A 25,562-nucleotide genomic window follows, 5' to 3' on the forward strand; every position below is an offset into this window, starting at 1 on the left:
TCACCCGGGACCACCATATTCCCGCCTCCGCGGCTGGGCAACGGCTGCCGGACGAAGAAGAAAGCTACTGGAAGGTAAATTTTATGTCTCGAATCACAAAATCCGGGGTTCTCCGCTCGGGAAGTCTGGTTGAATCGTGGGATCAAGAGTGTCCGCCGTCACAAATTTTCCACGGCGGCGCGCCCAATCCATCGAACAGAAGGTTCACCAGATGGCACTGAACAAGAAGGCCCTGCACGGCGTTATCGCGCTGGCGGGCATCTCCGCATTCGCCTTGACGGCATGCACGGGGCCCTCCGGAGGCGGTTCATCATCCGCTCCGGCTGCCGGCGGCCCCATCGCCTACGGCACCACGGACAAGGTCACCTCCCTTGACCCGGCAGGCTCCTACGACAACGGTTCATTCATGGTGATGAACCAGGTCTACTCCTTCCTCCTCAATTCCAAGCCGGGCAGCGCAGAGCCCGTACCCGACCTCGCCGAATCGGCGTCGTTCACGTCCCCTTCCGAGTACACGGTCAAGCTCAAGTCGGGGCTCAAGTGGGCCAATGGCCACACCTTGGACTCCAAGGACGTCAAATTCTCGTTCGACCGCCAGGTAGCCATCAACGACCCCGCTGGACCGGCCTCGTTGCTTACCAACATCCAAAGCGTGAGCGCACCGGATGCCACCACCGTGGTGTTCAAGCTCAAGAACGCCAATGACCAAACGTTCAGCCAGATTCTCAGCAGCCCTGCCGCGCCGATCGTGGACGATGAAGTCTTCCCGGCAGACAAGATCCTCTCGGACGACGAAATCATCAAGGCCAACGCCTTCTATGGCCAGTACACCATCGACAGCTACAAAAAGAACGAGCTGGTCAGTTTCAAGGCATTTGCCGATTACAAGGGTGTCCTTGGCAAGCCGGCGAACGACGCCGCCACCATCAAGTACTACGCCAGCCCCACCAACCTGAAACTGGAAATCCAGCAAGGTGCCATTGACGTTGCCTTCCGCAGCCTTAGCGCGACGGACATCGACGATCTCCGCAAGGATTCCAAAGTCAAGGTCCTCACAGGCCCCGGTGGCGAAATCCGCTACATCACTTTCAACTTCGACACCATGCCGTTCGGAACCAAGGCCACCGGTGCTGATCCCGCCAAGGCACTTGCCGTGCGGCAGGCAATCGCCAACCTTGTTGACCGCCAGGCCATCGCCGACCAGGTTTACAAGGGCACCTACCTGCCCCTGTACTCGAACGTCCCCAACGGATTCATGGGAGCCAACGAGTCCTTCAAGGACGCCTATGGCGACGCCGGCAAGCCGAGCCTGGACAAGGCCAAGAAGGTCCTGACAGATGCCGGGATCACTGAACCCGTCTCACTGAACCTGCAGTACAACCCGGACCACTACGGTGGATCCTCCGGCGACGAATACGCCATGGTGAAGGAACAGCTGGAGAAGTCCGGCCTGTTCAAGGTCAACCTGCAATCCACCGAGTGGGTGACCTACAGCAAGGCCAGCCGCGCCGACGAGTACCCGCTGTTCCAGTTCGGTTGGTTCCCGGACTTCAGCGACGCGGACAACTACCTCACCCCGTTCTTCCCGGAGGGCGGCTTCCTCAAGAACCACTACAACAACGCCACGGTCAACGACCTCATCGCCAAGCAGCTCACCGAAGCGGACAAGACCAAGCGTGAATCTGACATCAAGGATGTCCAGAACGCACTGGCTAAGGACATCTCCACCTTGCCCCTGCTCCAGGGTGCCCAGGTGGCAGTTGTCGGCAGTGGCGTGAACGGTGTCGACAAGACACTGGATCCGTCCTTCAAGTTCCGCCTCGGAACTGTCTCCAAGTAACCGAGCCTCTCCATGGAAGGAAGGCGGGACGTCCACCAGACGTCCCGCCTCCTTGCTGAACACCAAGGTGGGCAGCACGCATGAGCCAAATCCCGCGCAATCCACGGGCAGGAAATACAGGTAACAATGACAACACTTATTGAGGTCCCCGAGGCAGAGCCAGGGATCGTTGCTCCAAAGAGCAAGTCCAGGTCCGGAGGAGGGCTTGGCAGATACATCGTGGTCAGGTTCTTCCTGATCATCCCCACAGTTTTTATCCTCGTGACACTCGTCTTCTTCCTGATGCGGGTCATAGGCGACCCCATCACCGCGGCACAAGGTGGCCGGCTTCCTCCGGACGTCCTGGCGCAGCGCATCCATGACGCCGGCTACGACCGGCCCGTTCTCGTCCAGTACTTCGAATACCTCGGCCAACTCCTGACCGGGAACTTCGGTACCACTATCACGGACCGGCGTCCCGTCGTCGAGGTGCTCACTACCTTTGGTGCGGCAACCCTGGAGTTGTCCATCAACGCACTGATCGTTGCGCTCGCAGTGGGCATTCCGCTCGGACTTATCGCCGCGCAACACCGGGACAAGACGTCCGACGCCGTGCTGCGGTTCTTTGCGATCCTTTGCTACGCGACACCCGTCTTCTTCTCGGGACTGCTGCTGAAGCTCACCTTCTCCGTCTGGCTGGGTTGGTTTCCCGTCGCGGGCCGTGCTTCAACCCGGACGGAACTGACCATGGGCGGACTGGCGGCGCCGTCGGGCATCTATTGGCTGGACGCGATTCGCAGCGGCAACTTCACGGCACTGGGCGATGTCGCAGCCCATGCGGTTCTCCCTGCCATCGCGTTGGGCTTGTTGACCGCCGGGGTGTTCCTGCGACTGGTGCGCACCAACGTGATCGGCACCCTCGGCAAGGACTACGTCGAGGCCGGCCGGTCCCGGGGTGTCAGCGAGTACAGGCTGGTGACCAAGCACGCCTATAAACCGGCACTGATTCCGGTCATTACCGTCATGGGCCTGCAGATCGCGTTGATGCTGGGCGGTGCCATCCTGACGGAAACCACGTTCGAGTGGAAGGGCCTTGGGTACCAACTGGTTCAGTACCTCAATGCCCGCGACTTCGTGGCAGTACAAGGCATCGTGGTGCTGCTGGCCATCATCGTGGCCGTCACCAACTTCATCGTGGACATCATCGCCGCGCTCATCGACCCCCGAGTGAGGTACTGACCATGAGCACACCAACGCTCACACCGCCCCGGCAGCCCCTGTTCTCGAGGCTTCCGGTAGTGTCCCACCTCAAGAAGAGCGTAGGGCTCCAACGCGGCATGCTCATCGTGGGGGTAGTCCTGAGCGGGCTGTTCATCCTGACCAGCATTTTCGCACCGCTGCTGGCACCCTATGGATATTCCCAGCTCAGCGATGCCTCCGGTTCCTTCCCCACGCAGCAGGCTCCCGGTGGAAATCACCTGTTGGGAACCACCGTGGGCGGCTACGACGTCCTGTCGCGGGTTATCTGGGGATCGCAGACAGCCGTAACCGTCATCATTGTGTCCGTTGCAATGTCCCTGTTCCTCGGTGTCGCACTGGGGTTGCTCAGCGGGTACTTCGGGGGCTGGCTTGACCGGATACTCGTGGTGGTCGCGGACGCCATCTACGCCTTCCCGACGCTGCTCCTGGCAATCGTCATCTCCATTGTCATCAGCCGGGGCCAGTCCAGTTTCTGGGGCGGGATCTTCTCCTGCGCGTTCTCGATCACCGTGGTGTTCGTCCCACAGTATTTCCGCGTGATACGCGCCGAAACCATCCGCCTCAAAGCCGAACCATTCGTCGAATCGGCCAAGGTCCTGGGCGCCTCGAGCCTGCGCATCATCGGACGGCACATCTTCAAGAACGCCACCAGGACCCTGCCGCTGATGTTTACCCTCAACGCATCGGAGGCCATTCTCACCCTGGCCGGCCTGGGCTTCCTGGGTTTCGGCATCGAACCAACGTCAGCAGCCGAGTGGGGTTTCGACCTCAACAAGGCCTTGGCTGACACCTCGTCGGGAATTTGGTGGACAGGTGTCTTCCCGGGCATCGCGATCGTCCTGACAGTGCTGGGCTTGACGTTGGTCGGCGAGAGCATCAACGACCTCAACGACCCCCGCATCCGCGGACGCAAGCGCGCCGGCAGGACCCCGGTACTGTCCGCAACCCCGGAAACAGGAACGCCGGAAACCCCGGCAGAGGCAGGAAAGCCATGACCACCAACCTTGGAAATGTCTCAGACCAGTCCGTTGCTGGTGAGCCCGTGCTCACCATTGACCGTCTCCAAGTCACTTTCGCCACCGATGGCGGAGACGTTCACGCCGTCAAGGACGTCAGCCTGGAGGTGAAGGCCGGTGAAGTAGTGGCCATCGTGGGCGAGTCGGGATCGGGAAAGACCGTCACCGCAAAAACGATCCTGGGCTTGCTTCCCGAAACGGCCATCAGCTCCGGTGCCGTGGTGATCAATGGCAACAACGTGATCAGTGTCAGCAAATCCACGCTCAGGAAAATCCGTGGCAGGGATGTTGCCATGGTCTTCCAGGAACCCTCCACGGCGCTGAATCCTGTCTTTACCGTCGGATGGCAAATAGCCGAAGGTATCCGGGCACACGCAACGGACGGCAAGCGTGTTTCCGCCAAGGAAGCCAAGAAGAGGGCCACCGAGGCGCTGCGGAAAGTAGGTATCCCGGACCCTGAAACCAGGGTCGATTACTATCCGCACCAGTTCTCCGGAGGCCAAAAACAACGTGTCGTCATCGCCGCGGCGCTCGCGTTGAACCCCGGGCTGATCGTGGCCGACGAACCCACCACGGCGTTGGACGTCACCGTCCAGGCCGAAATCCTGCAGCTGCTGCGCGACCTCAGGGACAACTACGGCACCTCCATTGTGCTCATCACGCACAACATGGGCGTTGTGGCTGACCTCGCTGACCGCGTGGTTGTCATGTATCAGGGCGACGTGGTGGAGGAGGCGCCGTCCCGCGTCCTCTTCGCCGAACCCCGCCAGGAGTACACCCGCAACCTCCTCGCCGCGGTTCCCCATCTGGGCCGGCACTCGGCCTCTGAAGGTGCCCGGAGCCGCCTCCACCAGGACGGCAAGGTACTGGTTGAGGCCAAGAACCTGACCATCGAGTACCCGGGCCGGTTCGGACGGCACGGGTTCAAGGCAGTGGACAACGTCAGCTTCACGGTGTCAGAGAACGAGGTCTTTGGCCTGGTGGGTGAATCCGGCTCCGGAAAGTCCACGATTGGTCGCGCCATCGCAGGCCTGAACCGGACAACCGGGGGCAGCTTGAAGGTGCTCGGCTACGAGATGCTGGACTTCAAGGAACGAACGTTCCGTCCGCTGCGGAAAGAGATCGGGTTTGTCTTCCAGGACCCGGCGGCGTCCTTCAACCCGCACCTGACCATTGGTGAGTGCGTGGCGGAGCCGCTTGTCATCCACACGAAACCGAGCGCCGCCGAAGCGAGGAAAAAGGTCGGTGAGCTACTCGAATCAGTCCAGTTACCGGCGTCGTATGCTCAGCGCTACCCCCACGAGCTATCGGGTGGGCAGCGGCAAAGGGCCTCCCTGGCGAGGGCGCTGGCGCTGAACCCGCGGCTTCTGATCGCCGACGAACCCACGTCGGCCCTGGATGTATCGGTGCAGGCCAAGGTACTGGACCTCTTCAAAGACATCCAGGAGCAGTTCGGCTTCGCGGCGCTCTTCATCAGCCACGATCTCGCAGTGGTGGACATGTTGTCGCATTGGGTGGGCGTGCTTTACAAAGGCCAGCTGGTGGAGCAGGGGATCGGCAACCATGTGATGGGTTCGCCCCAGCATGACTACACCAAGCGGCTTATTGCCTCGCTGCCGGTGCCGGACCCGGACGAACAAGCACGACGGCGGGAAGCGCACCGGGCACTGCTGGGCGGCTAGCCCGGCATTTATCCCGGCGCGTGAGCCACAGCAAAGGCACGCCCCCTGCATGGGGGCGTGCCTTTGCCGTAGTTGGTTCTATTCGGAAACGATGCCGATATTGAACATCTTTCCTTGGGGCTGTTGCATGAAAATCCGCAACCAGAGGGGGAGCCACATCTCCATTGCGCGCGCAGCGTCCAGCCCGCCCAGATCCCGGATGTGCGCGGGCGTCCACCCAAATTCCTGGAGCAGGCCCGACACTACGGCCTTGGCGTCAGCGTCGTTGCCGGCCATGAAGATGTCATGCGGCGCCGGGAGCCGGCCGGGATCCACCATGACCGGTGCGGTGACGGTGTTCAGCGACTTCACCACCCTGGCTCCCGGATGGGCTCTTTGGATGGTTTCGGCGATGCTGTCCGTATTGCAGACCGTGAGCGGGGGAGGGAATCCCTTCGATGAATCCAACGGGTTGGAGACGTCCAACAGGATCTTGCCGTCCAGGGTGGCGTCACCTGCCTCGGCCAGGACTGACAGGCTCACGGTGCCGGGGGTTGCGTTGATGATCAGGCTGGACCGTGCACAGGCCTCGGCGAAGGAGCCGGCGCTTGCCCCTGCGCCTGCGCTTCGGGCCCATTCCATGCCTTTGGGATTACCGGCCTCGCGGGAACCCATGGTTACTTCATGACCCAGGGTGACGAGTTTTCCGGCGAGCGCGTGCCCTACCATTCCCGTACCCAGCACAGCGATTTTCATGGGAGCTCCTTTGCCTAGGCTGCGGTGATGGTGCCATTCTGCTCCGTTTCCGGCGGCAGGAACACTGCCCACACCGGCTCGCCAGGCGTGGTGCATGCCCTGCTTGCGGAGGGCAGGTAACAACGGCGCCGTCACGTCCCCACACCCTAGACTGGGGTGCATGACCGAGTACAACAATGCCCTTCCCGATGACGCCGATTCCTTCAACCCGGCTGCGAGTTCCCTGGCCGGCCAGGTGGACCGCGCCGTCATGGATGAGCTGCTGTCCATTCGGTCCAGTATCGACAACATTGACGCGACCCTGGTTTTCCTCCTCGCGGAACGCTTCAAGGCCACCCAGAAAGTAGGGGTGCTCAAAGCCACGCACAAGCTTCCTGCTGGTGACCCGGGGCGTGAAGCTGCCCAGATCGCGCGGCTGCGGAGACTCGCTGAGGACGCGCACCTTGATCCCGCCTTCGCGGAGAAGTTCCTGAACTTCATCATCAGCGAAGTGATCCGACACCATGAGGCTATTGCCGAGGATCACCAGATCTCCAGCCAGCAGGCCTGATCCATGTCCTCATTGAATGACCTGCGTGCCAGTGCCACGGCGCTGGGGCCGTGGCCAGGCAGCGACCCGGCAGAAGCAAACCGGATTATCCGCGGCGAGTTGGGCGACCCGCATCTTCCGTTCCTGCCGTCGTTGCCGGACAGGGGTGTGGGATCGGACCCCGTTGGCCGAACGGGTTCCCTGCTGGTGGACCTGGCCATCGATGTCCAGCCCCATGGTTGGCGTCTGGTGGACAGGCCCGGCAAGGACGCCCAACGCGCTCGTTCAGCCCTGTCTACCGACATCAACATCCTGGCCGACATCGCCGGCGCCGAGGATAGTTCGGCCACGGCCCTGAAAGTCCAGTTGCTGGGCCCGATGAGCCTCGCTGCCAGCCTTTACCTGCACAACGGGGAGCGGGCCCTCCTGGACTATGGCGCCAGGCGGGATGTTGCGGAGTCCCTTGCTGCGGGCGTTGGCGACTATGTCCGCAGGATCTCAGCCGCGGTGCCGGGCGCCGGGATCGTGGTCCAGGTGGACGAACCGGATATCGCGTCGATCATGGCAGGGACCATCCCGACGGCGAGTGGTTACCGAACGCTGAGGTCCATCCCGGGGGAGGAAGTGACAGGCGCTTGGCAGTTGGTCATCAAGGCGCTCAAGGCTGCGGGTGTGGTGGAAACCGTTGTTTCGGTTCCCGAAATAGAAGCACCCATTGACCGAGTGATCGCTGCCGGGGCTGACGGTGTCGCCGTGCCTCTCAAGGCCCTGACGACCCGGCAATGGGAACAGCTTGCAGAGGCCGTGGAAAACGGCAAACGCTTGTGGGCGGGTGCCCTGCCGACGGGAGATCCCCAGTCCCTGCTGCCCCGGACTGCCGACGTGGTGGAGTGCATCTGGAAACCGTGGCGCCAACTCGGCTTGCCGGCATCGCAGCTTGCCGGGGTGCGGGTCACCCCGTCCACTGGTTTGGAACACTTCACACCGTCGTCCGCCAAAGCCGTCCTTTCGAAGCTGACGAAGGTCGCTGACGGTCTGGACCAACTCATCCAGGGCTAAATCCGTTCCTCCCAGCGGTCCGGTTCCGCGTACCGTGGGAGTGTTGTGCCGGGTGCCGTGCCCGGCAGGTAGGGTGCCAGGCGGTAATGGAACCGCCCGGCATACACCAGGACCAGGCCGATCTGCGGTTGGATGACCTTGACCTGGATCCGGTGCTTGCCCTCGACGCCGTCCCACCACTGCTCGGCGTAGGCGCGGGCGTCCAGGGCTTCAGGCAACGGAATCCGCAACGGCCCCAGCAGGAGCCGGCTTGCTTTCGACACTCCACGCAGCCGGCCCTCTGGGGTGACGCTGACATCCAGGTCCGTGACCAACCGGCGGTACCGGCCCACATGGTCCACCAGTCGGGCTTCCACCCCTGGTGCCGGTTGCCCGCCCGACGTCGGAATCGCACTGGTCGTGTCATGGAAAAGCCGTGTTCCGGACGGGAAGTAGATCTCGCGGCGGGCTGTGAGCGCTGGTCGCCCGAAGGGGTCGACATGGGCGTGGTTTTCTATGCGGAACGGTATGCCTTCACCGTACTCGGGGAAGAAGGCCTCCTCGCTTCCGGTCAATGCGAGGAGGGGCCGCAGCCACTTCTGCCGGCAACCCACAACATCAAAGATCCCCTCGCCTATGCCATAGGTGCCTGAACCAGCGGAAAGCGAAAAATACTCCTGGAGTTCCGGCGTCAGTCTCTTGAAGTCCTCTCCGAGGGCGAGTTCATAGATGGGGCTGTTCATGGGCGTCCTTCCTAGAGCCGTCCGGCGGCTTTGAGCCGTATATAGGTGTCTGCGAGCAGAGGCGGAACGTCGAGGGGGTCAGCGTCCACCACCTCGGCTCCGAGTTGTCGCAGTTGGGCTGTAACAGCGGCCCGCTCCAACAGTGCGCGTTCAGCGGCGGCTGCACGGAACACCTGGCTGGCCGTGGTCCGTTGTTCCTTCATCCCGGTGAGCAGGGGATCGCGGACCGAGGCAACCACTACCGCGTGTTGACGCGACAACTGCGCGACGGTGGGGAGCAACCCTTCTTCGGGGGCGCCGCCGTCGAGCGCCGTCAACAAAACCACCAGCGAGCGGTGCGCCGAGACGGCCCGCATTTGGCCCGGTATCTGTTGCCAGTCAAGTTCGATCAGTTCCGCTTCCAACGGGGCCATGGCCTGGACCAACTGCCCGAGCAGATTGCCCTTCGACGCCGATTCGACCCGGGCGCGCAGCCTCCTGTCGTAAGCGAGGAAGTCCACCCGGTCTCCACCCCTCTCGGCGAGCACAGCCAGCAACAAGGCGGCTTCGATGCCTGTATCGAGGCGGGGTTCATCGTTGATTCTCGCGGCGGCTGTGCGGGACGTGTCGAGGACGATGACGACGCGGCGGTCCCGCTCCGGGCGCCACGTCCGCACCACTACGGAGGTCCGGCGTGCCGTGGCGCGCCAATCGATGGACCGGACATCGTCTCCGCGGACGTAGTCCCGCAGGGAATCGAACTCCGTTCCGGCGCCGCGGATCTGCACAGCCGCCTTTCCGTCCAGTTCCCTGAGTTTCCTTAGCTTGGAGGGCAGATGCCGCTTGGAGTGGAAGGGTGGCAGCACCCGCAGCCGTCCGGGGAGCACGCGCGTACGCTGGCGGGCGGCCAGGCCCAAGGGCCCCATTGAGCGGATAGTCAGGTGCGGGCTTTCCAGGTCCCCGCGACGCCGGGGTACCAGGGCCACGGTCAGGCGGCCCCTCTCACCGGCCGGGACCGTGAGGCTTTGGACAGGGCTGATGGCTCCCGCGGAAGGCTGCCATGCATCACGGATACGGGCCCGCAGTTTACGGCTGGTGGGATTGGATACCATCACCACCGAATCCGCTTGGCCTTCAAGCGTGACGTTGCCGGGTTGCCGTCGTTCCAAACCCAGTTTGGCCGGAGACACCGCCACCACAAGGTCAAGGACCAACAGGAGCAGGAGTCCGATGCCGACAAAGAGAACAGTGCTCCACGCGGGGAACACCACCAAGGGAACCAAGCCCAGCACGGCCAGGAGCACGAAACGCCCGGTAATTGCCACTTAGTCCGCCCGGTCCTTGAGAAATCCTGGAATCATCGCGGCACCGGGACGGACGCCAGGATACTGCCCAGGACATCGTCCACCTGGATGCCATCCATCTGGGCTTCCGGCCGAAGGCCCACCCGGTGCCTCAGGCAGGGCAAGGACAACGCTTTGACATCGTCCGGGGTCACGAAGGTCCTGCCCGACAACCACGCCCACGCTTTGGACGTATTGAGCAATGCGGTGGCACCTCTGGGGGAGACCCCGAGCTGGAAAGAAGGTGCGGACCTGGTGGCCCGCACCACGTCCACGATGTACGCAAGAATTTCGGGTGCAACGGTCACATCCGCTACTGCCGCCTGGGCGGAGGACAGCTCGACGGCGCCAGCGACCGGCCGCACGCCGGCGGCTGCGAGGTTGCGTGGATCAAAGCCGACGGCATGGCGCCGGATGACCTCAATTTCCACGGCCCTTCCCGGCAACGGCATGGTCAGCTTGAGGAGGAAACGGTCGAGCTGGGCCTCAGGCAAAGGATAGGTGCCTTCATACTCCACAGGATTCTGCGTGGCCGCCACGATAAAAGGAACCGGCAACGGACGGGACAGCCCATCGACCGAGACCTGGCGCTCCTCCATGGCTTCCAACAGTGAAGCCTGGGTCTTCGGCGGTGTCCGGTTGATTTCATCCGCGAGCATGATGTTCGTGAAGACCGGGCCTTCGCGGAAAGTGAATTCGGACGAGTGGGAGTCGTACACCAGGGAGCCCGTCACATCGCCTGGCATCAGGTCGGGGGTGAATTGCACCCGCTTGGTGTCCAGGCTGAGAGCGGTGGACAACGCCCGTACCAGGAGTGTCTTCGCCACCCCGGGCACACCCTCCAGGAGCACATGGCCGCCACACAGCAGGGCGATCAGCATTCCAGTCACGGTGGCATCCTGGCCAACGACAGCCTTGCCCACTTCCGCCCGGACGTTGAGCAGCGACTGTCGTGCAGGGTCTTCTCCGGCCGGCCGCTCCGGTGCCTGCTGTGGGGCGGCGCCGCCTGCGTGTTGGCTGTTGCTGTCCGTGTAGCTGTTCGGCTGGCTGCTCATCGGGCGGTTGCCTCCTCTTCGATTCGTTCGATCTGTTGGGCCCACTGCACCAGTTGGCCTTCGGTTGCGGGTATGGCGTCGATCAGGACTGACCGTACTTCCGGTGCCGGCCTCCCCAAGCGGTTGGAACAGGCGTCCACGATGGCTTCGGCGGTGGCGTCGGCCCCGAGGTTGAAATGACGGGCCAAGCGGGTGAGGGTTCCTGCCCGAAGATTGTCCGCTGCGCGGTCTATGGCCCGGGAGTCCTGGTACAGCCGGGCCCTTCCCTCTGCTGTCTCTGCTGCCTTGACAACCACGGGGAGCGGTTCAAAGACCAGCGGCCCCATGCGCCTGCCCCGCCAGGAAATGGCAAGGACGGCCACCAAGCCAAGCCAGGGGCCGGCGAATGCCAGCCATCGGGGTGCCAGCTCGTTCAGGGTAGGTGTCGAATCCGATGCCGCAACGTCTTCGATGCCGGGTAGGTACCAGACAAGCTCGGCATTGTTCCCAAGGGTTCGCAGCGCCAGGGCGGCGTTTCCCTCAGATGCGAGGTGTTCGTTGTCGAGCACCTCGGTGCTGCCGATGGCCACCAACCTCCCGTCGGCTGATGCGGCGTAGACGCCCGGTCCACCGTCCCGGATGGGGTAGCAGACTACGGGACCCTGGAAAACAGGTCCCTGCACGGAAATTCTGCCGGCCGACGTGGCGTCCTCCTGCTCGCAACCCGGCTCTATCGCGGTGGTTGCTTCAGGAACGACGCCACCGGGATGGAAGTCCGGCCCCAGTCCACCGAGGCTCCGCAACCTTGGCTTGACCAGCACCAACCGGTCGGCCATCGCCGCAACATCCTGTACTTGGTCCTGATTGAGGAAACCACGGGGATCATAGACAAGCACTGTGGCTCGGGGCTTTTCAGTCAACGCGGCCCGGGTCTCCTCCAACGTGTCGGTCGGAGTGACGGAAACGCCGTGCTGCCCCAGGATTTCTGCCGCGGCCATGGCGCCATCCGGGGCGGGATTCCGGGCGGACAGGGGGCGCTTGTCGCTGTTGCCAGTGAGAGTGGAAACAGCGAGAAAGGCCACCAAGCCGGCGAGCAACGCACCGATCGCGATCCACGCCAGGTTCTTTCGGAACCAGTCAGGGAAGCCGCGCCGGGAGGAGCCGCTGGTGGGTGCCGCCTCATCCGAACCTTGGGAGTGTTCCTGCAAAGTTGTCGTCATCGTGGCACCGCGAAGCCGGCAGCTGCCTGCCCTGCATAGTCGGGCTTCATGGCAAGGACATCGGTATCCAACTGGCGCAGGGAATCGTAATCGGCTTTCGTAGCCCCCGCCTCGCCGTAGCGTATTGCGTCGAACACGCGGGCAGCGGCAATGAGCCTGCTTTGTGCGGCCCCAAAAGCACTTCCCAGTTGGGCTGCCGCTTCGTCTGCGGTCCTGCCGGCCCGGACATCAATGACGTCCCGCTCTTCAGCGGACCTGACCAGGGCGCGGAACAAGTCGACGACGGCGGCCGGCCAGTCGCCGTCGTCGGCCGCGGCTGCGGCACGCGAACGGTACCCGTCCGCATCCATGATGCGTTCGTCACCATAAATGTCCCTGACCCCTGCTTTTCGCCGTGCGTTCAACCGTGGCCGGACCACAAGGATGGCCACGATAACGACCGCTACGGCCACAGCGAGGATGATGGGCACGGCGAGGTCGGGTCCTGGACCGGACAGCTCACCGTCGAAGGACGAGAGCCAGTCCAGGAAATCCCGCCACAGCTGGTCAACCCAGCCTGGACGTGCGTCGGGGTATTGGGCTTTTGCGAGTTCTTCGGCAGCCCATTGGCGCGCCTCGTCGCGACCCGGTGTCACTGGGGGCTCTGTGCCCACCAGCACGTTCCAGCCGGGAAACCTCATGCGGGAGGACGCTGACCAGGCGGGATGTGTGGAAACTGTCCACCGGCTGGTGGCTGCCCGTTGCCGGGTAGGGCCGAAGGGGCGCCCGGGATGCCGTCAGGGTCCGCTCCGGTTTCCATTAACCGCATCAACTCCACATCAAGGCCATCACGACGCATGCGCAGGTCCATGTAGAGCAACGCCAGAACTGACGCCTGGAAGGCAAAAGTTACCGAGCCCACCAAAGCTCCGATGGCGGAGGAAATAACCGTACTGACCACCATGGTGGAAGCGACTGTGTCCTGGTCGGGATGGGGCGAGACCACTCCGCCGATGGCAGTGGCAGCCAGAGAGGCCGGGATCTGCACGATCTGGGCAATGATTCCCACCATGATCGCCACTACGAGGGTGATCCCGAAAATACGCCACCAGTTGTTCTTCGTCAGCTGCCAGGACCGAAGGAGGCCGTCATAGACGCCCGTGCGTTCCACGACGATGGCCGCCGGGGCGAGCATGAGCTTCAGGCCAATCCACACAATAAGGACGACTGAGCCCAGCCCCACCGGGAAGACAATAAACAAGGCCATGGGCCCCATTGCCGTAAACAGCAATACCGCGATCCCCGCTACGGCAGCAACAGCGAGCAACCCGCCCAGCGTCAGCAAGGCTGCTACGCCAAGCAGAGGCCAGATCCTGCGTCCGGCGAGCGTCCACATCTGCTTGAAGCCGGTCCGTCGGTTAAGGACCGACCGCGCCACCGGGACCACCAGCACTCCCTGGAGGACCGAGCCAAGGAAACCGATCAAGACCGAAATACCCATGGCCCCTGCCATGACGGCAAAGACCGGGCCCATCGCTTGGAGGAACTCCTCCTCGGAGTTGACGGTTTCAAGGGATGAGGTCATCTGAACCATCCCCACCGTGACTGCCCCGATCAGGATCGCCCCGATGGCCTGCACGATCAGGGCCGAGCCAAACATCGCCGCGGCGTTGCGGCGGATGGTTTGGAAGGAGCCGTCGAGGATCTCGCCGAACTGCAACGGACGCAATGGAATGACGCCGGGTTTTGGGGGCGCAACGTAGAGGGGCTGGCCGTAGGGAGCTCCGGGTGGCCACCCTGGCGCAGGCTGTCCCGGGACGCCTTGGCTACCGGCCGGCGGAACTGCCCACGCTGGAGGGCCGCCCCACTGTGGCTGGTTGCCCCACGCGGGTTGGTTGCCTGGCGGTGGCTGGTTGCCCCACCCGGGTTGGTTGCCTGGCCACCCATCCTGGCCGTGCTGTGGTTGTGACACGATATCCTCCCCATAAGGCCCGCTCCGTCGACGTCCGACGTCCCCCATACGGACCCTCGCACCCAGCCTATAGTCCCGCCGTCGTCGCTCCTAGCCTGCCGCGGTGCCGCCGTCGACAAGCATGGCCGCGCCGTGGTGCGTTACGGTGGAATTGCCCTGGGGGCGCCATGCCGTGCGCCGTGCCCAACGGGACAAAGACTTGGCGATAAGGGAATATATAACTATGAAGGCACGCATTCTGGTAGTGGACGACGACGAAGCACTCGCGGAGATGATTGGTATCGTCTTGCGCAATGACGGCTTCGAGCCCGTCTTCTGCGCGGATGGCGGACAGGCCTTGGAAATCTTCCGTTCCTCGAAGCCCGACCTCGTGCTGCTGGACCTCATGCTCCCGGGCTCGGACGGCATTGAAGTGTGCCGCCAAATCCGTGGCGAGTCAGATGTTCCCATCGTGATGCTCACGGCGAAGTCCGATACGTCCGATGTGGTCCGTGGCCTCGAGTCCGGTGCCGACGACTACGTGCCCAAGCCCTTCAAGCCCGCCGAACTGGTGGCGCGTGTTCGTGCGCGCCTGCGTCCGGGCGAACAGAAGGCCCCCGAAACGCTGCGTATTGCGGACGTCACGATCGACGTCGCAGGGCACCTGGTGACCCGTGGCGGGGAGCGCATTTCGCTGACGCCCCTCGAATTCGACCTTCTTGTGGCCCTCGCCCGGAAGCCGTGGCAGGTCTTTACGCGCGAGCTCCTCCTCGAGCAGGTGTGGGGGTATCGGCATGCCGCGGACACGCGGTTGGTCAACGTCCACGTCCAGCGTTTGCGCTCAAAGATTGAACGCGACCCGGAAGCGCCAGAGGTTGTCTTGACGGTGCGTGGTGTCGGATATAAAGCAGGTTCCTGAGTCCGCAGCCGGCGAGGCCGGCGCGGCAAAAGGGGATGCTGCCCCCGAGGTTTCCGAAACAGCCGGCGTCGAACAACCGACGCCGGCTACTTCGGCCACCCCAAAGCCGGCAGAATCGTCCCCGCCTCCGGCACGGGACCTCTCGTGGTTCCTGACCCGTACCCGGATCTGGACACGCCGGGCCCTGATCCTTGTCCTGCGGGTGTCGCGGCTGGTTGTCACCGGCATAAGGCACATCCGGCCTGGCCTGCGCTTCCTGTGGAAGTCCTTGCTGCGCCGCTGGCGCCGTTCACTGGAATTCCGAACGGTCCTCACCACGTTGCTCCTGGCCGTGACATCGTTCGCCATCGTGGGTGCGTACCTTTCCAACCAAATCGCCAACAACCTGTTCCAGGAACGACTCGCCCAAGCGGAGTCAGAGTCACGCTACAACGTCAAACAGGTCCAGGACACGTTCGACGGCGCCCAGGTCACCGACCAGTCGAGCGTCATCACCTTGGTTTACGACACCCTCACGGCTGTGGAAGGCCGTGGATCGGTCATTCAACGGCGATACGTCTTCGAAGCCAAACCCGAACAGACCAAGCCGCGAAACCGCTGGGTAGAGTCGAGGGCCTCGGACCAATTGACAGTCCGGGTCATACCGCCGGAGTTGCGCAAGGCCGTACAGGAAGGCGGGAAGCAGCAGTTCTGGGCCTCCACGCAGTTCCCCGTGGGCAACGAGGACCGGCCCGGCATCGCGGTCGGAAACCTGGTGACGTTCAACGGCACGGCCTATGAGCTGTACCTGATCTATGACCTCAACACGGCCCAGCAAACCCTCAATGAGATCCAGAACGTCCTTTGGGCCGGTGGCGCCGCACTGGTTCTCATGATTGGTGCCATTGCCTGGTACGTCACCCGGAATGTCGTCAGTCCCGTGAGCCACGCTGCAGTGGTCTCGGAGAAGCTAGCCGCCGGGCAGCTGCAGGAACGCATGGTAGTCAAGGGCGAAGACGAGGTGGCACGATTGGGTGCCTCGTTCAACCACATGGCTGCAAGCCTCCAGGAACAGATCACCCAGCTGGCGACGCTGTCCCAGATGCAGCAGCGCTTCGTCTCCGATGTCTCCCACGAGCTCCGCACCCCGCTGACCACCGTGCGCATGGCCGCAGAGGTCCTTTTCGATGCCCGTGACGAGTTCGATCCCATGAACAAAAGGTCTGCGGAGCTGCTCTATCACCAGGTTGAGCGTTTCCAGTCGTTGCTGTCGGACCTGCTTGAGATTTCCCGGTTCGACGCCGGCGCCGCCGTCCTTGACGCCGAGCCCCAGGACATCTTCCAGGTGATTTCCCACGTCATTGACGGTGCGGCGCCCGTGGCCGAGGAGTATGGCTCGGAAGTCCGGCTGAGCGCCCGCCAGAAGAGCATTGTGGTGGAAATGGACTCCCGGAGAATCGATCGGATCCTGCGCAACTTGCTGCTCAATGCACTCGAACATGGTGAAGGCAGGCCCATCCATGTTTCGGTGGCAGCAAACCATGATGCTGTGGCCGTGTCCGTCAGGGATCACGGCATCGGCATGAGCCAGGCAGAGGCAGCGAGGGTATTCGACCGTTTTTGGCGGGCAGATCCGGCCCGTGCCCGAACCACTGGAGGGAGCGGCCTTGGCCTGTCAATCGCTGCCGAGGACACCAAACTGCACAACGGATGGCTGCAGGCCTGGGGCCGTAAGGGATCGGGATCCAATTTCCGCCTGACGCTGCCGCTGCGCCAAGGCGGCACCATCGTAAAGTCGCCGTTGCTTCTGGAACCTGCGGACATCGAATTCCCCGGATCGGCAAACGAACGCCACATGCTGGTGCTTGGTACGGGATCCACGGGCAATCCCGGTCAGACCGCTTCAGATGCTGACCGGAATCCGCAAACAGGCAGCGGAACGGGAGAGGCCCCGTGACGAGAACGCGTTTTGCCCGCTCCAAGGCCGCAGCCGTCATTCTGGCCGTGCTGATGCTCCTGCTCACCTCCTGCGCGCAAATTCCCCGATCAGGACCAGTTGGCAAGAGCAAGGATGAAGGTGCAGGCAATCCGAATGCGCCGGTATTCTTTCCTGCCGCTCCGCGGTCCGGTTCCAGCCCGGAAACCATCATTGAGGACTTCTACATGGCCGGCAGCGGCTATGAGGACGATTACCCTGTTGCCCGCCAGTACCTGACACAGGCGCAGTCGGTGACCTGGAAGCCTGACAAGAAGGCCCTCGTTTTCCGTGCGGCGCACGTGGTCAAGGCTGCCGCGGAAAACGAATACGTCTACGAACTTGATCTTGCCTACTCCGTGGACGCTGACGGCGTTGCCACCCAGTTCCCACCGGGAACCAAGGAGACCATCCCCCTGACCTTGGAGCAGGTAGAGGGGGAGTGGCGCATTTCAAAGGTCCCGGACGGCACGGCTATTCCGGAAGAAACGTTCAAGGTCATTTATGGGGCAAACCCCATCTACTTCTACGACCCGACCTTCACCTACGCGGTCCCTGACTATCGGTGGTTCATCAAGAAGAACACCGTCAAATCGATGACCAGCGCCTTGTTGGCCGGCCCGGCACCCTACCTTCGGGGCGCTGTGGTCAGTGCTTTCCCATCGGGGATGAAACTTGCCCGCGAATCCGTGCCCGTGGTCTCAGGTGCTGCGCAGGTGGACCTGTCGGCGAAGGAACTGTTTGATGCCTCCGCGGAGGATCGCCAGAGGATGCAAAACCAACTGGCCCTGACCTTCAGGAGCCAGCCTGATGTCATCAACGTCCAACTTCGGGCAGACCAGGACCTGGTCCGGGTCGAGGACAACGGAACGGTGCTGCCGCCCGTGCTGGACAAAAATGTTCCTGCACACCAGATCGCCGTGAACAATGGTGACCTGGTGCGGTACGAGAACAACAGGGTTTCCCCGCTCCCGGACATCCAATCCGTTGCGGGCTTGGGGCCGCATGCTCCCGCGGAGTCGCCAGTGTCCCAGACGGCCGCCTTCCTCAACGGTGACAGGACCACCCTGTACTCCATCGAACCAGGCCAGCCCGCGCGACAACTCACCACCAGGAGCACACTGACCGGGCCATCGTTCAGCCCACAGGATTGGGTTTGGACCGCGGGGCCCGGTGCCAACGGCGCTGCCGAAGTGGTGGCGTACAAACCCACCGGAGTTCCACCGGGCACCACCGTGCCTGCCGTCACGATCACCCCGTCCTGGCTCTCGGGCCGGACCGTGAAGGATTTCCGGGTGTCCAGGGAAGGGACGCGGGCCCTGGTCATTTCGGAGGCCAACGGCAAATCCGCGGTCCAGATCACCGGAATAGTCCGTACTCCTGACGGCGTGCCCAAGGACCTCACAACTCCCGTCACCCTCCTTAGCACCGGCAATGCAAACCAGGGTGTGTGGATTAACGGGTCAACGGTAGCCGTGATGTCCGGCTCCGCGACGTCCACGGTTGTTCCGGAGTTGCTCAGTTTGGCCTCAGGGGAACCCCAGCAGCTCGCACCCTGGGACGGACTGACCAGCCTCAGTGCCGGCAACGGATCCGAGCAGATCTATGGTCAGTCAGAGGCGGGGATCTTCCAGCGGGTCGGCAACGGCTGGGAACTCCAGCTCAAAGGACCTACAGAACCCGCGTTTCCCGGCTGACGTCTTCGTCAGGCCGCTATCACGGCCCTTTGTCCACATGGGGCCTCTGTCCACATAGGGCTACGAAGTCCTTCCGTGCAGTAGTGCACTGGCACAGGCTGATGGAATGACTTCGTTTCCTCCCGCCGCAAAAGCCGCCCGCCCCCGTCGCCGCGAGGACCCTGACCTGGAAGCCACAGCCAGCGGTCCCGCACGGCGTCGCGGACCGGACAGGCAACCCATGGGCAGGATCCTTTCCGCGCTCCAAAGAACCGCGGCTGAATTGTTGGCCCTGCTGATCCCTGTTGAATGTGTCTGCTGCAATGCCGAAGACACCGTCCTGTGTCGAACTTGCGCCAAGCGGGTCCGGCAACTCTGCAGGCAGCCCTTTCGGGCGGAGCAGGAGGCGCCCGCCCTGGTCGAGTTCGACGGTACGGCGAAGATCGGTGTGGTGGCTGCGGGGCCGTACCGCGATGAACTGGCGCAATGCCTGCTCTCGTTTAAACACCATGGCCAATGGAAGTTGGCCGGAGTGCTGGCGAACTGCCTGAGCAAGGCCGTGGACTCTGCCGCAGGTGGCTTGGAAGGCTATCGCCTCGTCCCGGTACCAACCAGTACAACGGCGTTCGCGAAGCGCGGATTCAGCCCTGTGCACCTCCTGCTCTTCTGGATGCGGCTCCGGAGGACACACCCGCAAGGCCGTGCATTGGATGCGCTGGTGAAGACCGCCCGTCCGTTCCGCCACGGGCTGGGCCAATTCGCACCCCGCGATCTTGCCATTTGGCTTGCCAACTCCGTGCTGGGTGGCGACGCCGGCCAGGATCGGGGCGGGCAAAAGGGGCTGGGGCGGGGCGGGAGGGTCAGCAGGGTCCGCGGCTCCATGCGTGTGCGGAGCCGCTGGCGCAAGGAGCTCAATGGTGCCCGATGCATACTGATCGACGACGTGCTCACTACGGGCGCCACCCTGGCCGAGGCTGCGCGGGCCGTCACCGCGGCCGGAGGCGTGGTTTGCGGCGCTGTTGTTCTCGCGGCCACGAGGCCACCAGCCTACGCCTCCGTAGTGATCGCAGACGACCCCATGGCAGTTGATAAGACAAAATCAAAAAATAAACGGCCAAAGGATGAATAACACGTGACGATGAACTAACGTCGGTTGTGGGTACCAAGAACAGATGTACCTGTCGATAGCGGCTCGGAAAGGGGCTCGACTGTCCGTCAGACCAGCCCCCAACAGAGTCGTTGTCGTGTCACCGAGTTATTTGGAGGGCACCATGGAGTTCATGATCAGCGGACGAAATCTGACAGTTTCTGACCGCTTTCGCGAATACGCCGGCGAAAAAATCTCGAAGATTGAATCGCTGGGGGATAAGGTCCAGCGAGTAGACGCCAAGGTTTCCAAGGAAACCAATCCCCGGCAGACGCCGGGCCAGCTCACCGTCGAAGTGACAGTCCTGGGCCGAGGCCCCGTTATCCGTGCCGAGGCCACAGCCGCTGACAAATTCGCTGCCTTCGATCTTGCGTACAACAAGCTGCTGGAGCGGCTCCGCCGTGCGAAGGACCGCAAGAAGGTCCACCACGGCCGCCACACGCCCAAGGCCGTCCGGGAGGCCACGGCAACGTTGGAGCCGGCCAGCACCAGCGAGCCGCTCTACGTCGAGGCAAGCAATCACCAGGACTCCGAGCCACAGACCGATGAGCGTTCTCCCTACGAGATTGAGAACGACATCCCGGCGGGCGATTCACCCGTCCTGATCCGCCGCAAGGTATTTCCCGCAGCGTCGCTGACACTCGACGACGCCGTGGACAGCATGGAACTGGTGGGACACAACTTCTATCTGTTCCTGGACAAGGAAACCAACGCGCCCTCGGTCGTTTACCGGCGCAGTGGCTGGACTTATGGTGTGATTACCCTTGATTCGACGTGCGAACCGGGTGAGGAGGCAGTGGAAGAGAAGATCCACGCCTATCGCTCCGATGACCAGGCCGCTACGGCAAAGTAAGTCGTCAACTCCTGCATGAAGGGACTTCAATGACCGCTTCGCTGAGCCTCTCACAGGCACGGCGGATCGCATTGGCAGCTCAGGGTTTGGCAAAGGTCCGGCCTACCGGCCCCGTCACAGCACGGGCGGTGGGCCGGACCTTTGCCCGGCTCCAGTTGGTCCAGATCGATTCCGTGAACGTAGTGTCACGCAGCCACTACCTTCCGTTCTTTTCCCGGTTGGGTAACTACGACCCCGACATTCTGCATGTCATGGCTGGCCGGAAGCCGCGCAAGATGATGGAGTATTGGGCGCACGAGGCAAGCTTTATCCGGCCGGAGCACTTCCACGACCTCCTGCTGTGGCAAAAGCGCGCTTGGGTGGGCGCGCACACCCTGGATCCCTTGGAACGTCAGGGTATGGAAGACCGCATTCTCTCGGCCCTCGCCTCAGGGCGTCCAATGACCGCGTCCGAACTGACTGCGAAGCTCGGGCATGTCCACGATGCTTCGCGAGACCAATGGGGTTGGAACTGGAACATGGTCAAACGCGTGCTTGAGCACCTCTTTGAAGAAGGAAGGGTTTCCGCGGCTACAAGGACCCAGCAATTCGAGCGGAAATACACCCTCACCACCCGGGTCGTTCCGGACCTGGCTCCGCCGGTCCTTGATCCCGAAGCATCCTTGGACCGACTGATCGAGGCCGCCGCCCAAGCCCATGGCATTGGCACGGTGCGGTGCTTCTCGGACTATTTCCGTACACCGGTGAAGGCGGGAGCGGAATCGGTCCGGCGTTTGGTGAAGTCCGGGCGGCTGGAACCTGTCTCCGTCCGCGGCTGGGACCGGGAAACCTTCAAGCACGTCGAGGCAAAATTGCCGCGAAAAGCGGAAGGGCGTGCTTTGCTCAGTCCTTTTGACTCATTGGTCTTTGAACGTCGACGCCTGGAAGAGCTCTTCGGCTTCCACTATCGGATTGAGATCTACACCCCGGCTGCCAAGCGACGATTCGGCTACTACGTTCTGCCGTTCCTCCTGGGCGAACGCATTGTGGCGCGGGTGGACCTGAAGGCGGATAGGGCCTCCGGCCAGTTGCTGGTGCGCTCGGCGTTCGGTGAGGCCGACGCACCGGCGGATACCGCCGTCGAACTTGCCGCAGAGCTCTGCCTGATGGCCCAATGGCTCGGCTTGGACGAAGTGGTGGTTTGGCCCGTTGGTGACCTTGCAGCCAGCCTGGCCAGTGAGGTGGCAGTCCTCAGTGTCGATAGTGCCCGCCCCGCCCAGCCGAGCAGTCCGCTCACAGGTGAACCCGGCAACGTGGCGTTGGTCTCTCCCGTAGACTGAAACAGCCAGAATTCGGCAGCATGAGACTGGGAGCAATTTCACGTGGCATCACTAATCGAAAAACTTCTCCGCACGGGTGACAAAAAGACACTCAAGCAACTGCGGAACTATGCCGATTCCATCAATGCCCTGGAAGACTCTTTCAAGTCCTTCACGGACGCTGAACTCCGTGAGGAAACGGATCGCCTCCGCGCCCGCCACCAAGACGGCGAGACCCTTGAGGCACTGCTGCCCGAAGCCTTTGCCGGCGTTCGCGAGGCGTCATCACGGACCCTGGGAATGCGGCACTTCGATGTACAGCTGATGGGCGGGGCCGCCTTGCATTTGGGCAACATCGCCGAAATGAAAACCGGTGAAGGTAAAACCCTTGTTGCCACCGCACCGGCTTACCTCAACGCCCTGACCGGCAAAGGCGTCCACGTTGTCACGGTGAACGATTACCTTGCCGAATACCAGTCCGAACTCATGGGACGCGTCTACAGGTTCCTTGGCCTCACCAGTGGTTGCATCCTGTCCAACCAGGACCCAGCGGTGCGCCGTGAACAGTACGCTGCCGACATTACTTACGGCACCAACAACGAGTTCGGCTTCGACTACCTGCGCGACAACATGGCCTGGGATGCCAGCGAACTGGTGCAGCGCGGCCACAACTTCGCGATCGTCGATGAGGTTGACTCCATCCTCATCGACGAGGCGAGGACACCCTTGATCATCTCGGGACCGGCGCAGGGCGACACCAACCGGTGGTACAGCGAATTCGCGAAGGTTGTTACGCGGCTTCAGCCTGAGGTCGACTACGAAGTGGACGAGAAGAAGCGGACCGTCGGCGTGCTGGAAGCCGGCATCGAAAAGGTTGAGGACTATCTCGGAATCCAAAACCTGTACGAATCTGCCAACACGCCCCTCATCGGCTTCCTCAACAACGCCATCAAGGCGAAGGAATTGTTCAAGCGGGATAAGGACTACGTCATCCTCGACGGTGAGGTCCTGATTGTCGACGAGCACACCGGGCGCATCCTGGCTGGACGCCGCTACAACGAAGGCATGCACCAGGCCATTGAAGCCAAGGAAAATGTCGAGATCAAGGCCGAGAACCAGACTCTCGCCACGGTGACCTTGCAGAACTACTTCCGCATGTATTCCAAGCTCTCCGGCATGACCGGTACGGCCGAAACCGAGGCCGCGGAATTCATGAGCACCTACAAGCTTGGCGTCGTTCCCATTCCCACCAACCGGGATATGCAACGTATTGACCAGTCAGACCTCGTGTACAAGAACGAGGTCGTCAAATTTGATGCAGTGGTAGCTGACATTGCCGAGCGCCACGAAAACGGGCAGCCGGTACTCGTTGGAACCACCAGCGTTGAAAAGAGCGAATACCTGTCGAAGCTCCTGGCAAAGGAAGGCATCCGCCACGAAGTCCTCAACGCGAAAAACCACGCACGGGAAGCCTCCATCGTGGCCCAAGCGGGCCGTAAGGGTGCGGTAACCGTTGCCACCAACATGGCTGGCCGTGGTACTGACATCATGCTCGGCGGCAATGCAGAGTTTACCGCCATCGCCGAACTGGCCAAGCGTGGTCTCGATCCCGAAGAGAACTCCGAAGAATACGAAGCCGCGTGGCCCGAAGCGCTTGCCGCAGCCAAGCAGGCCGTCAAGGACGAGCATGAAGAAGTCCTGAACCTCGGTGGTTTGTACGTCCTGGGTACCGAACGCCACGAATCACGCCGTATCGATAACCAGCTGCGCGGACGTTCAGGCCGTCAGGGCGACCCCGGCGAATCCCGTTTCTACCTTTCGCTGACTGATGACCTCATGAGGTTGTTCAACTCCGGCGCCGCCGAACGGCTGATGAACAGTTCAGTACCTGATGACGTAGCGCTCGAGTCCAAGCTGGTGTCCCGCGCAATTGCCTCGGCCCAGGGCCAGGTGGAGGCTCGCAACGCGGAACAGCGCAAGAACGTCCTTAAATACGATGATGTCCTCAACCGCCAGCGCGAAGCCATCTATGGTGACCGTCGCAGGATCCTCGAAGGCGACGACCTTCACGAAAAGGTCCAGTACTTCCTCGAGGACACCATCAATGCACTGATCGAGGCAGCAACCGCCGAAGGAACCGGCGACGATTGGGACTTCAACCAGTTGTGGACGAACCTGAAGACGCTCTACCCGGCCACGGTTACACCCGAAGACATCATCGAGGAGGCCGGCGGCAAGTCACGCGTCACGGCAGAGTTCCTGAAGGATGAGATCCTCTCCGACGCCCGGCTCGTGTACCAGGCCCGCGAAGAAGCCATCGGATCGGAGAGCATGCGCGAGCTTGAACGCCGTGTGGTCCTGTCAGTCCTGGGACGAAAGTGGCAGGAACACCTCTACGAGATGGATTACCTCAAGGAAGGAATCGGGCTCCGGGCCATGGCCCAGCGCGATCCCCTGGTCGAGTACCAACGGGAAGGTTTCGTCATGTTCCAAAGCATGATGGAAGCCATTCGCGAAGAGAGCATCGGGTTCCTGTACAACCTTGAAGTCGAAGTGACGCCCGCCGAGGACGTAGTGGTCGCCGACGATACTGCCACTGGCACGCATACAGAGCACCACGATCCGCAAATCCGGGCGGCAGGCCTGCAGGCACCGGAGAAGCCGGCGCAGTTGCAGTACACCGCACCTGGCGAGGACGGAGCAACCCAGACCCGGGTGGAGGGCCGCGCGTCAGGCCGTTCCGGCAATCCCGCCAAGGCGGCTGGCCAGGAGCCACGCAAATCTGCGAAGAAGAAGCGCCGCTGACCCTCGGTAGCTGCGAGTCTAAAGGGCGAACCCCGGACCTAAGGTCCGGGGTTCGCCTTTATTCATTGGTCCCGCCTTGCGATGGGTACGCTGTCAGCCAATTTCGAGCGCAGTAACCTGCCATACACCATCCAGGCGTTCGAGCCTCATGGCTACCGCGCGGCAGCGTTGCTCTTCCGCCACCACGATGCTGGCCTCACAGATGGACTCGGAGATGGAGCATGTCCGAACGGATCGGACCATCGGACTGCTGTGGGGCTGCTGGCTGCCGCGGACCCTGGCGGCATGTTTTCGGGTGAGAGCCGCCCGGTGCTGCAAGGAGAGGTAACACTCGGCATCAAGGGAACGTGAGAGTTGCTGGAGGGGCCGCGTCCCTGCGAGAACCTCCAAAGCTGCCTGTGCAATGCTCCTCGCAACGAGTCGAACGTCGACGTCCGCGCTGTTGGAGCTGCGGACGACGCCGGTCCCACTTCTGCCTTGACGGCTTGCCGGCCTGCTCGGAGTCGTAACGGTCATGGTCATACCTCATGCATTCACAACATGGGCTCGGGCGTGGGGTCGCCGTTGCCTGGGTGGCTTCTG

Annotated in this window: 21 protein-coding genes; 13 read left to right on the forward strand and 8 right to left on the reverse strand. The window is 62.5% G+C overall.

All coding sequences use genetic code 11. The features are described from left to right. Positions 1 to 211: 211 nt before the first annotated feature. From QRM57_RS12930 to QRM57_RS12945, 4 genes are all read left to right on the forward strand, one after another. The gene (locus QRM57_RS12930) at positions 212 to 1,840 is read left to right on the forward strand and encodes an ABC transporter substrate-binding protein (RefSeq protein ID WP_257369222.1); all 1,629 of its coding nucleotides are present in this window, start codon (positions 212 to 214) and stop codon (positions 1,838 to 1,840) included. Between the two features lie 126 nt (positions 1,841 to 1,966). Beyond that, complete coding sequence (locus QRM57_RS12935) at positions 1,967 to 3,058, forward strand: ABC transporter permease (RefSeq protein ID WP_284986912.1); 1,092 nt, start codon at positions 1,967 to 1,969, stop codon at positions 3,056 to 3,058. 2 nt (positions 3,059 to 3,060) lie between these two features. After that, on the forward strand, positions 3,061 to 4,074 hold the full coding sequence (locus QRM57_RS12940) for an ABC transporter permease (protein ID WP_257369220.1): 1,014 nt from the start codon (positions 3,061 to 3,063) through the stop codon (positions 4,072 to 4,074). Beyond that, the gene (locus tag QRM57_RS12945) at positions 4,071 to 5,777 is read left to right on the forward strand and encodes an ABC transporter ATP-binding protein (RefSeq protein ID WP_284986913.1); all 1,707 of its coding nucleotides are present in this window, start codon (positions 4,071 to 4,073) and stop codon (positions 5,775 to 5,777) included. Before QRM57_RS12940 ends, QRM57_RS12945 begins: the two co-directional genes overlap by 4 nt. A 78-nt stretch (positions 5,778 to 5,855) precedes the next feature. Here QRM57_RS12945 and QRM57_RS12950 read toward each other — a convergent pair whose 3' ends face one another. Beyond that, positions 5,856 to 6,512, reverse strand: a complete 657-nt coding sequence (locus tag QRM57_RS12950; protein ID WP_284986914.1) for an NADPH-dependent F420 reductase — start codon at positions 6,510 to 6,512, stop codon at positions 5,856 to 5,858. A gap of 160 nt (positions 6,513 to 6,672) precedes the next feature. Here QRM57_RS12950 and QRM57_RS12955 point away from each other — a divergent pair, with 160 nt between their 5' ends. Further along, positions 6,673 to 7,062, forward strand: a complete 390-nt coding sequence (locus tag QRM57_RS12955; protein WP_235520619.1) for a chorismate mutase — start codon at positions 6,673 to 6,675, stop codon at positions 7,060 to 7,062. A 3-nt stretch (positions 7,063 to 7,065) separates the two neighbouring features. Next, on the forward strand, positions 7,066 to 8,100 hold the full coding sequence (locus QRM57_RS12960; protein WP_284986915.1) for a uroporphyrinogen decarboxylase/cobalamine-independent methonine synthase family protein: 1,035 nt from the start codon (positions 7,066 to 7,068) through the stop codon (positions 8,098 to 8,100). On the opposite strand, the gene QRM57_RS12965 is transcribed toward QRM57_RS12960, so the two are convergent. The 6 genes from QRM57_RS12965 to QRM57_RS12990 are packed head-to-tail and all read right to left on the reverse strand — an operon-like array spanning position 8,097 to position 14,349. Then, positions 8,097 to 8,822 (reverse strand): DUF4166 domain-containing protein, encoded by a 726-nt coding sequence (locus tag QRM57_RS12965; protein WP_284986916.1) that lies wholly within the window; start codon positions 8,820 to 8,822, stop codon positions 8,097 to 8,099. The genes QRM57_RS12960 and QRM57_RS12965 overlap by 4 nt on opposite strands. Before the next feature lie 11 nt (positions 8,823 to 8,833). Then, the gene (locus tag QRM57_RS12970) at positions 8,834 to 10,126 is read right to left on the reverse strand and encodes a DUF58 domain-containing protein (protein ID WP_284986917.1); all 1,293 of its coding nucleotides are present in this window, start codon (positions 10,124 to 10,126) and stop codon (positions 8,834 to 8,836) included. A 32-nt stretch (positions 10,127 to 10,158) separates the two neighbouring features. After that, positions 10,159 to 11,199, reverse strand: a complete 1,041-nt coding sequence (locus QRM57_RS12975) for an AAA family ATPase (protein ID WP_284986918.1) — start codon at positions 11,197 to 11,199, stop codon at positions 10,159 to 10,161. Further along, positions 11,196 to 12,398, reverse strand: a complete 1,203-nt coding sequence (locus QRM57_RS12980) for a DUF4350 domain-containing protein (RefSeq protein ID WP_284986919.1) — start codon at positions 12,396 to 12,398, stop codon at positions 11,196 to 11,198. Before QRM57_RS12980 ends, QRM57_RS12975 begins: the two co-directional genes overlap by 4 nt. Beyond that, positions 12,395 to 13,078, reverse strand: coding sequence for a DUF4129 domain-containing protein (locus tag QRM57_RS12985; RefSeq protein WP_284986920.1), 684 nt, complete (start codon positions 13,076 to 13,078; stop codon positions 12,395 to 12,397). The genes QRM57_RS12980 and QRM57_RS12985 overlap by 4 nt, the downstream gene beginning before the upstream one ends. Next, positions 13,075 to 14,349 carry a DUF7847 domain-containing protein gene (locus QRM57_RS12990; protein ID WP_284986921.1) on the reverse strand — a complete coding sequence of 425 codons (1,275 nt, stop codon included), beginning with the start codon at positions 14,347 to 14,349 and terminating at the stop codon, positions 13,075 to 13,077. The genes QRM57_RS12985 and QRM57_RS12990 overlap by 4 nt, the downstream gene beginning before the upstream one ends. 223 nt (positions 14,350 to 14,572) lie before the next feature. Between QRM57_RS12990 and mtrA the strand changes: the two genes are divergently transcribed. From mtrA to secA, 7 genes are all read left to right on the forward strand, one after another. Next, positions 14,573 to 15,247 carry an MtrAB system response regulator MtrA gene (mtrA, locus tag QRM57_RS12995; protein WP_211714198.1) on the forward strand — a complete coding sequence of 225 codons (675 nt, stop codon included), beginning with the start codon at positions 14,573 to 14,575 and terminating at the stop codon, positions 15,245 to 15,247. Beyond that, a complete protein-coding gene (gene mtrB, locus QRM57_RS13000) occupies positions 15,219 to 17,183 on the forward strand; it encodes an MtrAB system histidine kinase MtrB (RefSeq protein ID WP_284986922.1) in 1,965 nt (654 codons plus the stop codon). The genes mtrA and mtrB overlap by 29 nt, the downstream gene beginning before the upstream one ends. Continuing rightward, positions 17,180 to 18,898: an LpqB family beta-propeller domain-containing protein gene (locus QRM57_RS13005; protein WP_257369206.1), complete on the forward strand. Its 1,719-nt coding sequence runs from the start codon at positions 17,180 to 17,182 to the stop codon at positions 18,896 to 18,898. Before mtrB ends, QRM57_RS13005 begins: the two co-directional genes overlap by 4 nt. 106 nt (positions 18,899 to 19,004) lie before the next feature. After that, the gene (locus QRM57_RS13010) at positions 19,005 to 20,006 is read left to right on the forward strand and encodes a ComF family protein (protein ID WP_257369205.1); all 1,002 of its coding nucleotides are present in this window, start codon (positions 19,005 to 19,007) and stop codon (positions 20,004 to 20,006) included. 142 nt (positions 20,007 to 20,148) lie between these two features. Next, positions 20,149 to 20,877 carry a ribosome hibernation-promoting factor, HPF/YfiA family gene (hpf, locus tag QRM57_RS13015; RefSeq protein WP_235520694.1) on the forward strand — a complete coding sequence of 243 codons (729 nt, stop codon included), beginning with the start codon at positions 20,149 to 20,151 and terminating at the stop codon, positions 20,875 to 20,877. A gap of 29 nt (positions 20,878 to 20,906) precedes the next feature. After that, positions 20,907 to 22,196: a winged helix-turn-helix domain-containing protein gene (locus QRM57_RS13020; protein ID WP_284986923.1), complete on the forward strand. Its 1,290-nt coding sequence runs from the start codon at positions 20,907 to 20,909 to the stop codon at positions 22,194 to 22,196. 42 nt (positions 22,197 to 22,238) lie between these two features. Then, entirely contained in the window at positions 22,239 to 24,980 is a 2,742-nt protein-coding gene (gene secA / locus QRM57_RS13025; RefSeq protein WP_284986924.1) for a preprotein translocase subunit SecA, read from the forward strand. 93 nt (positions 24,981 to 25,073) lie between these two features. Here the strand turns inward: secA and QRM57_RS13030 are convergent, their stop codons facing one another. Next, entirely contained in the window at positions 25,074 to 25,496 is a 423-nt protein-coding gene (locus QRM57_RS13030; RefSeq protein WP_284986925.1) for an Rv3235 family protein, read from the reverse strand. Positions 25,497 to 25,562 lie beyond the last annotated feature (66 nt).

It is taken from the genome of Arthrobacter sp. fls2-241-R2A-172 (assembly GCF_030208885.1).
In the GTDB taxonomy this organism is placed as follows: domain Bacteria; phylum Actinomycetota; class Actinomycetes; order Actinomycetales; family Micrococcaceae; genus Arthrobacter.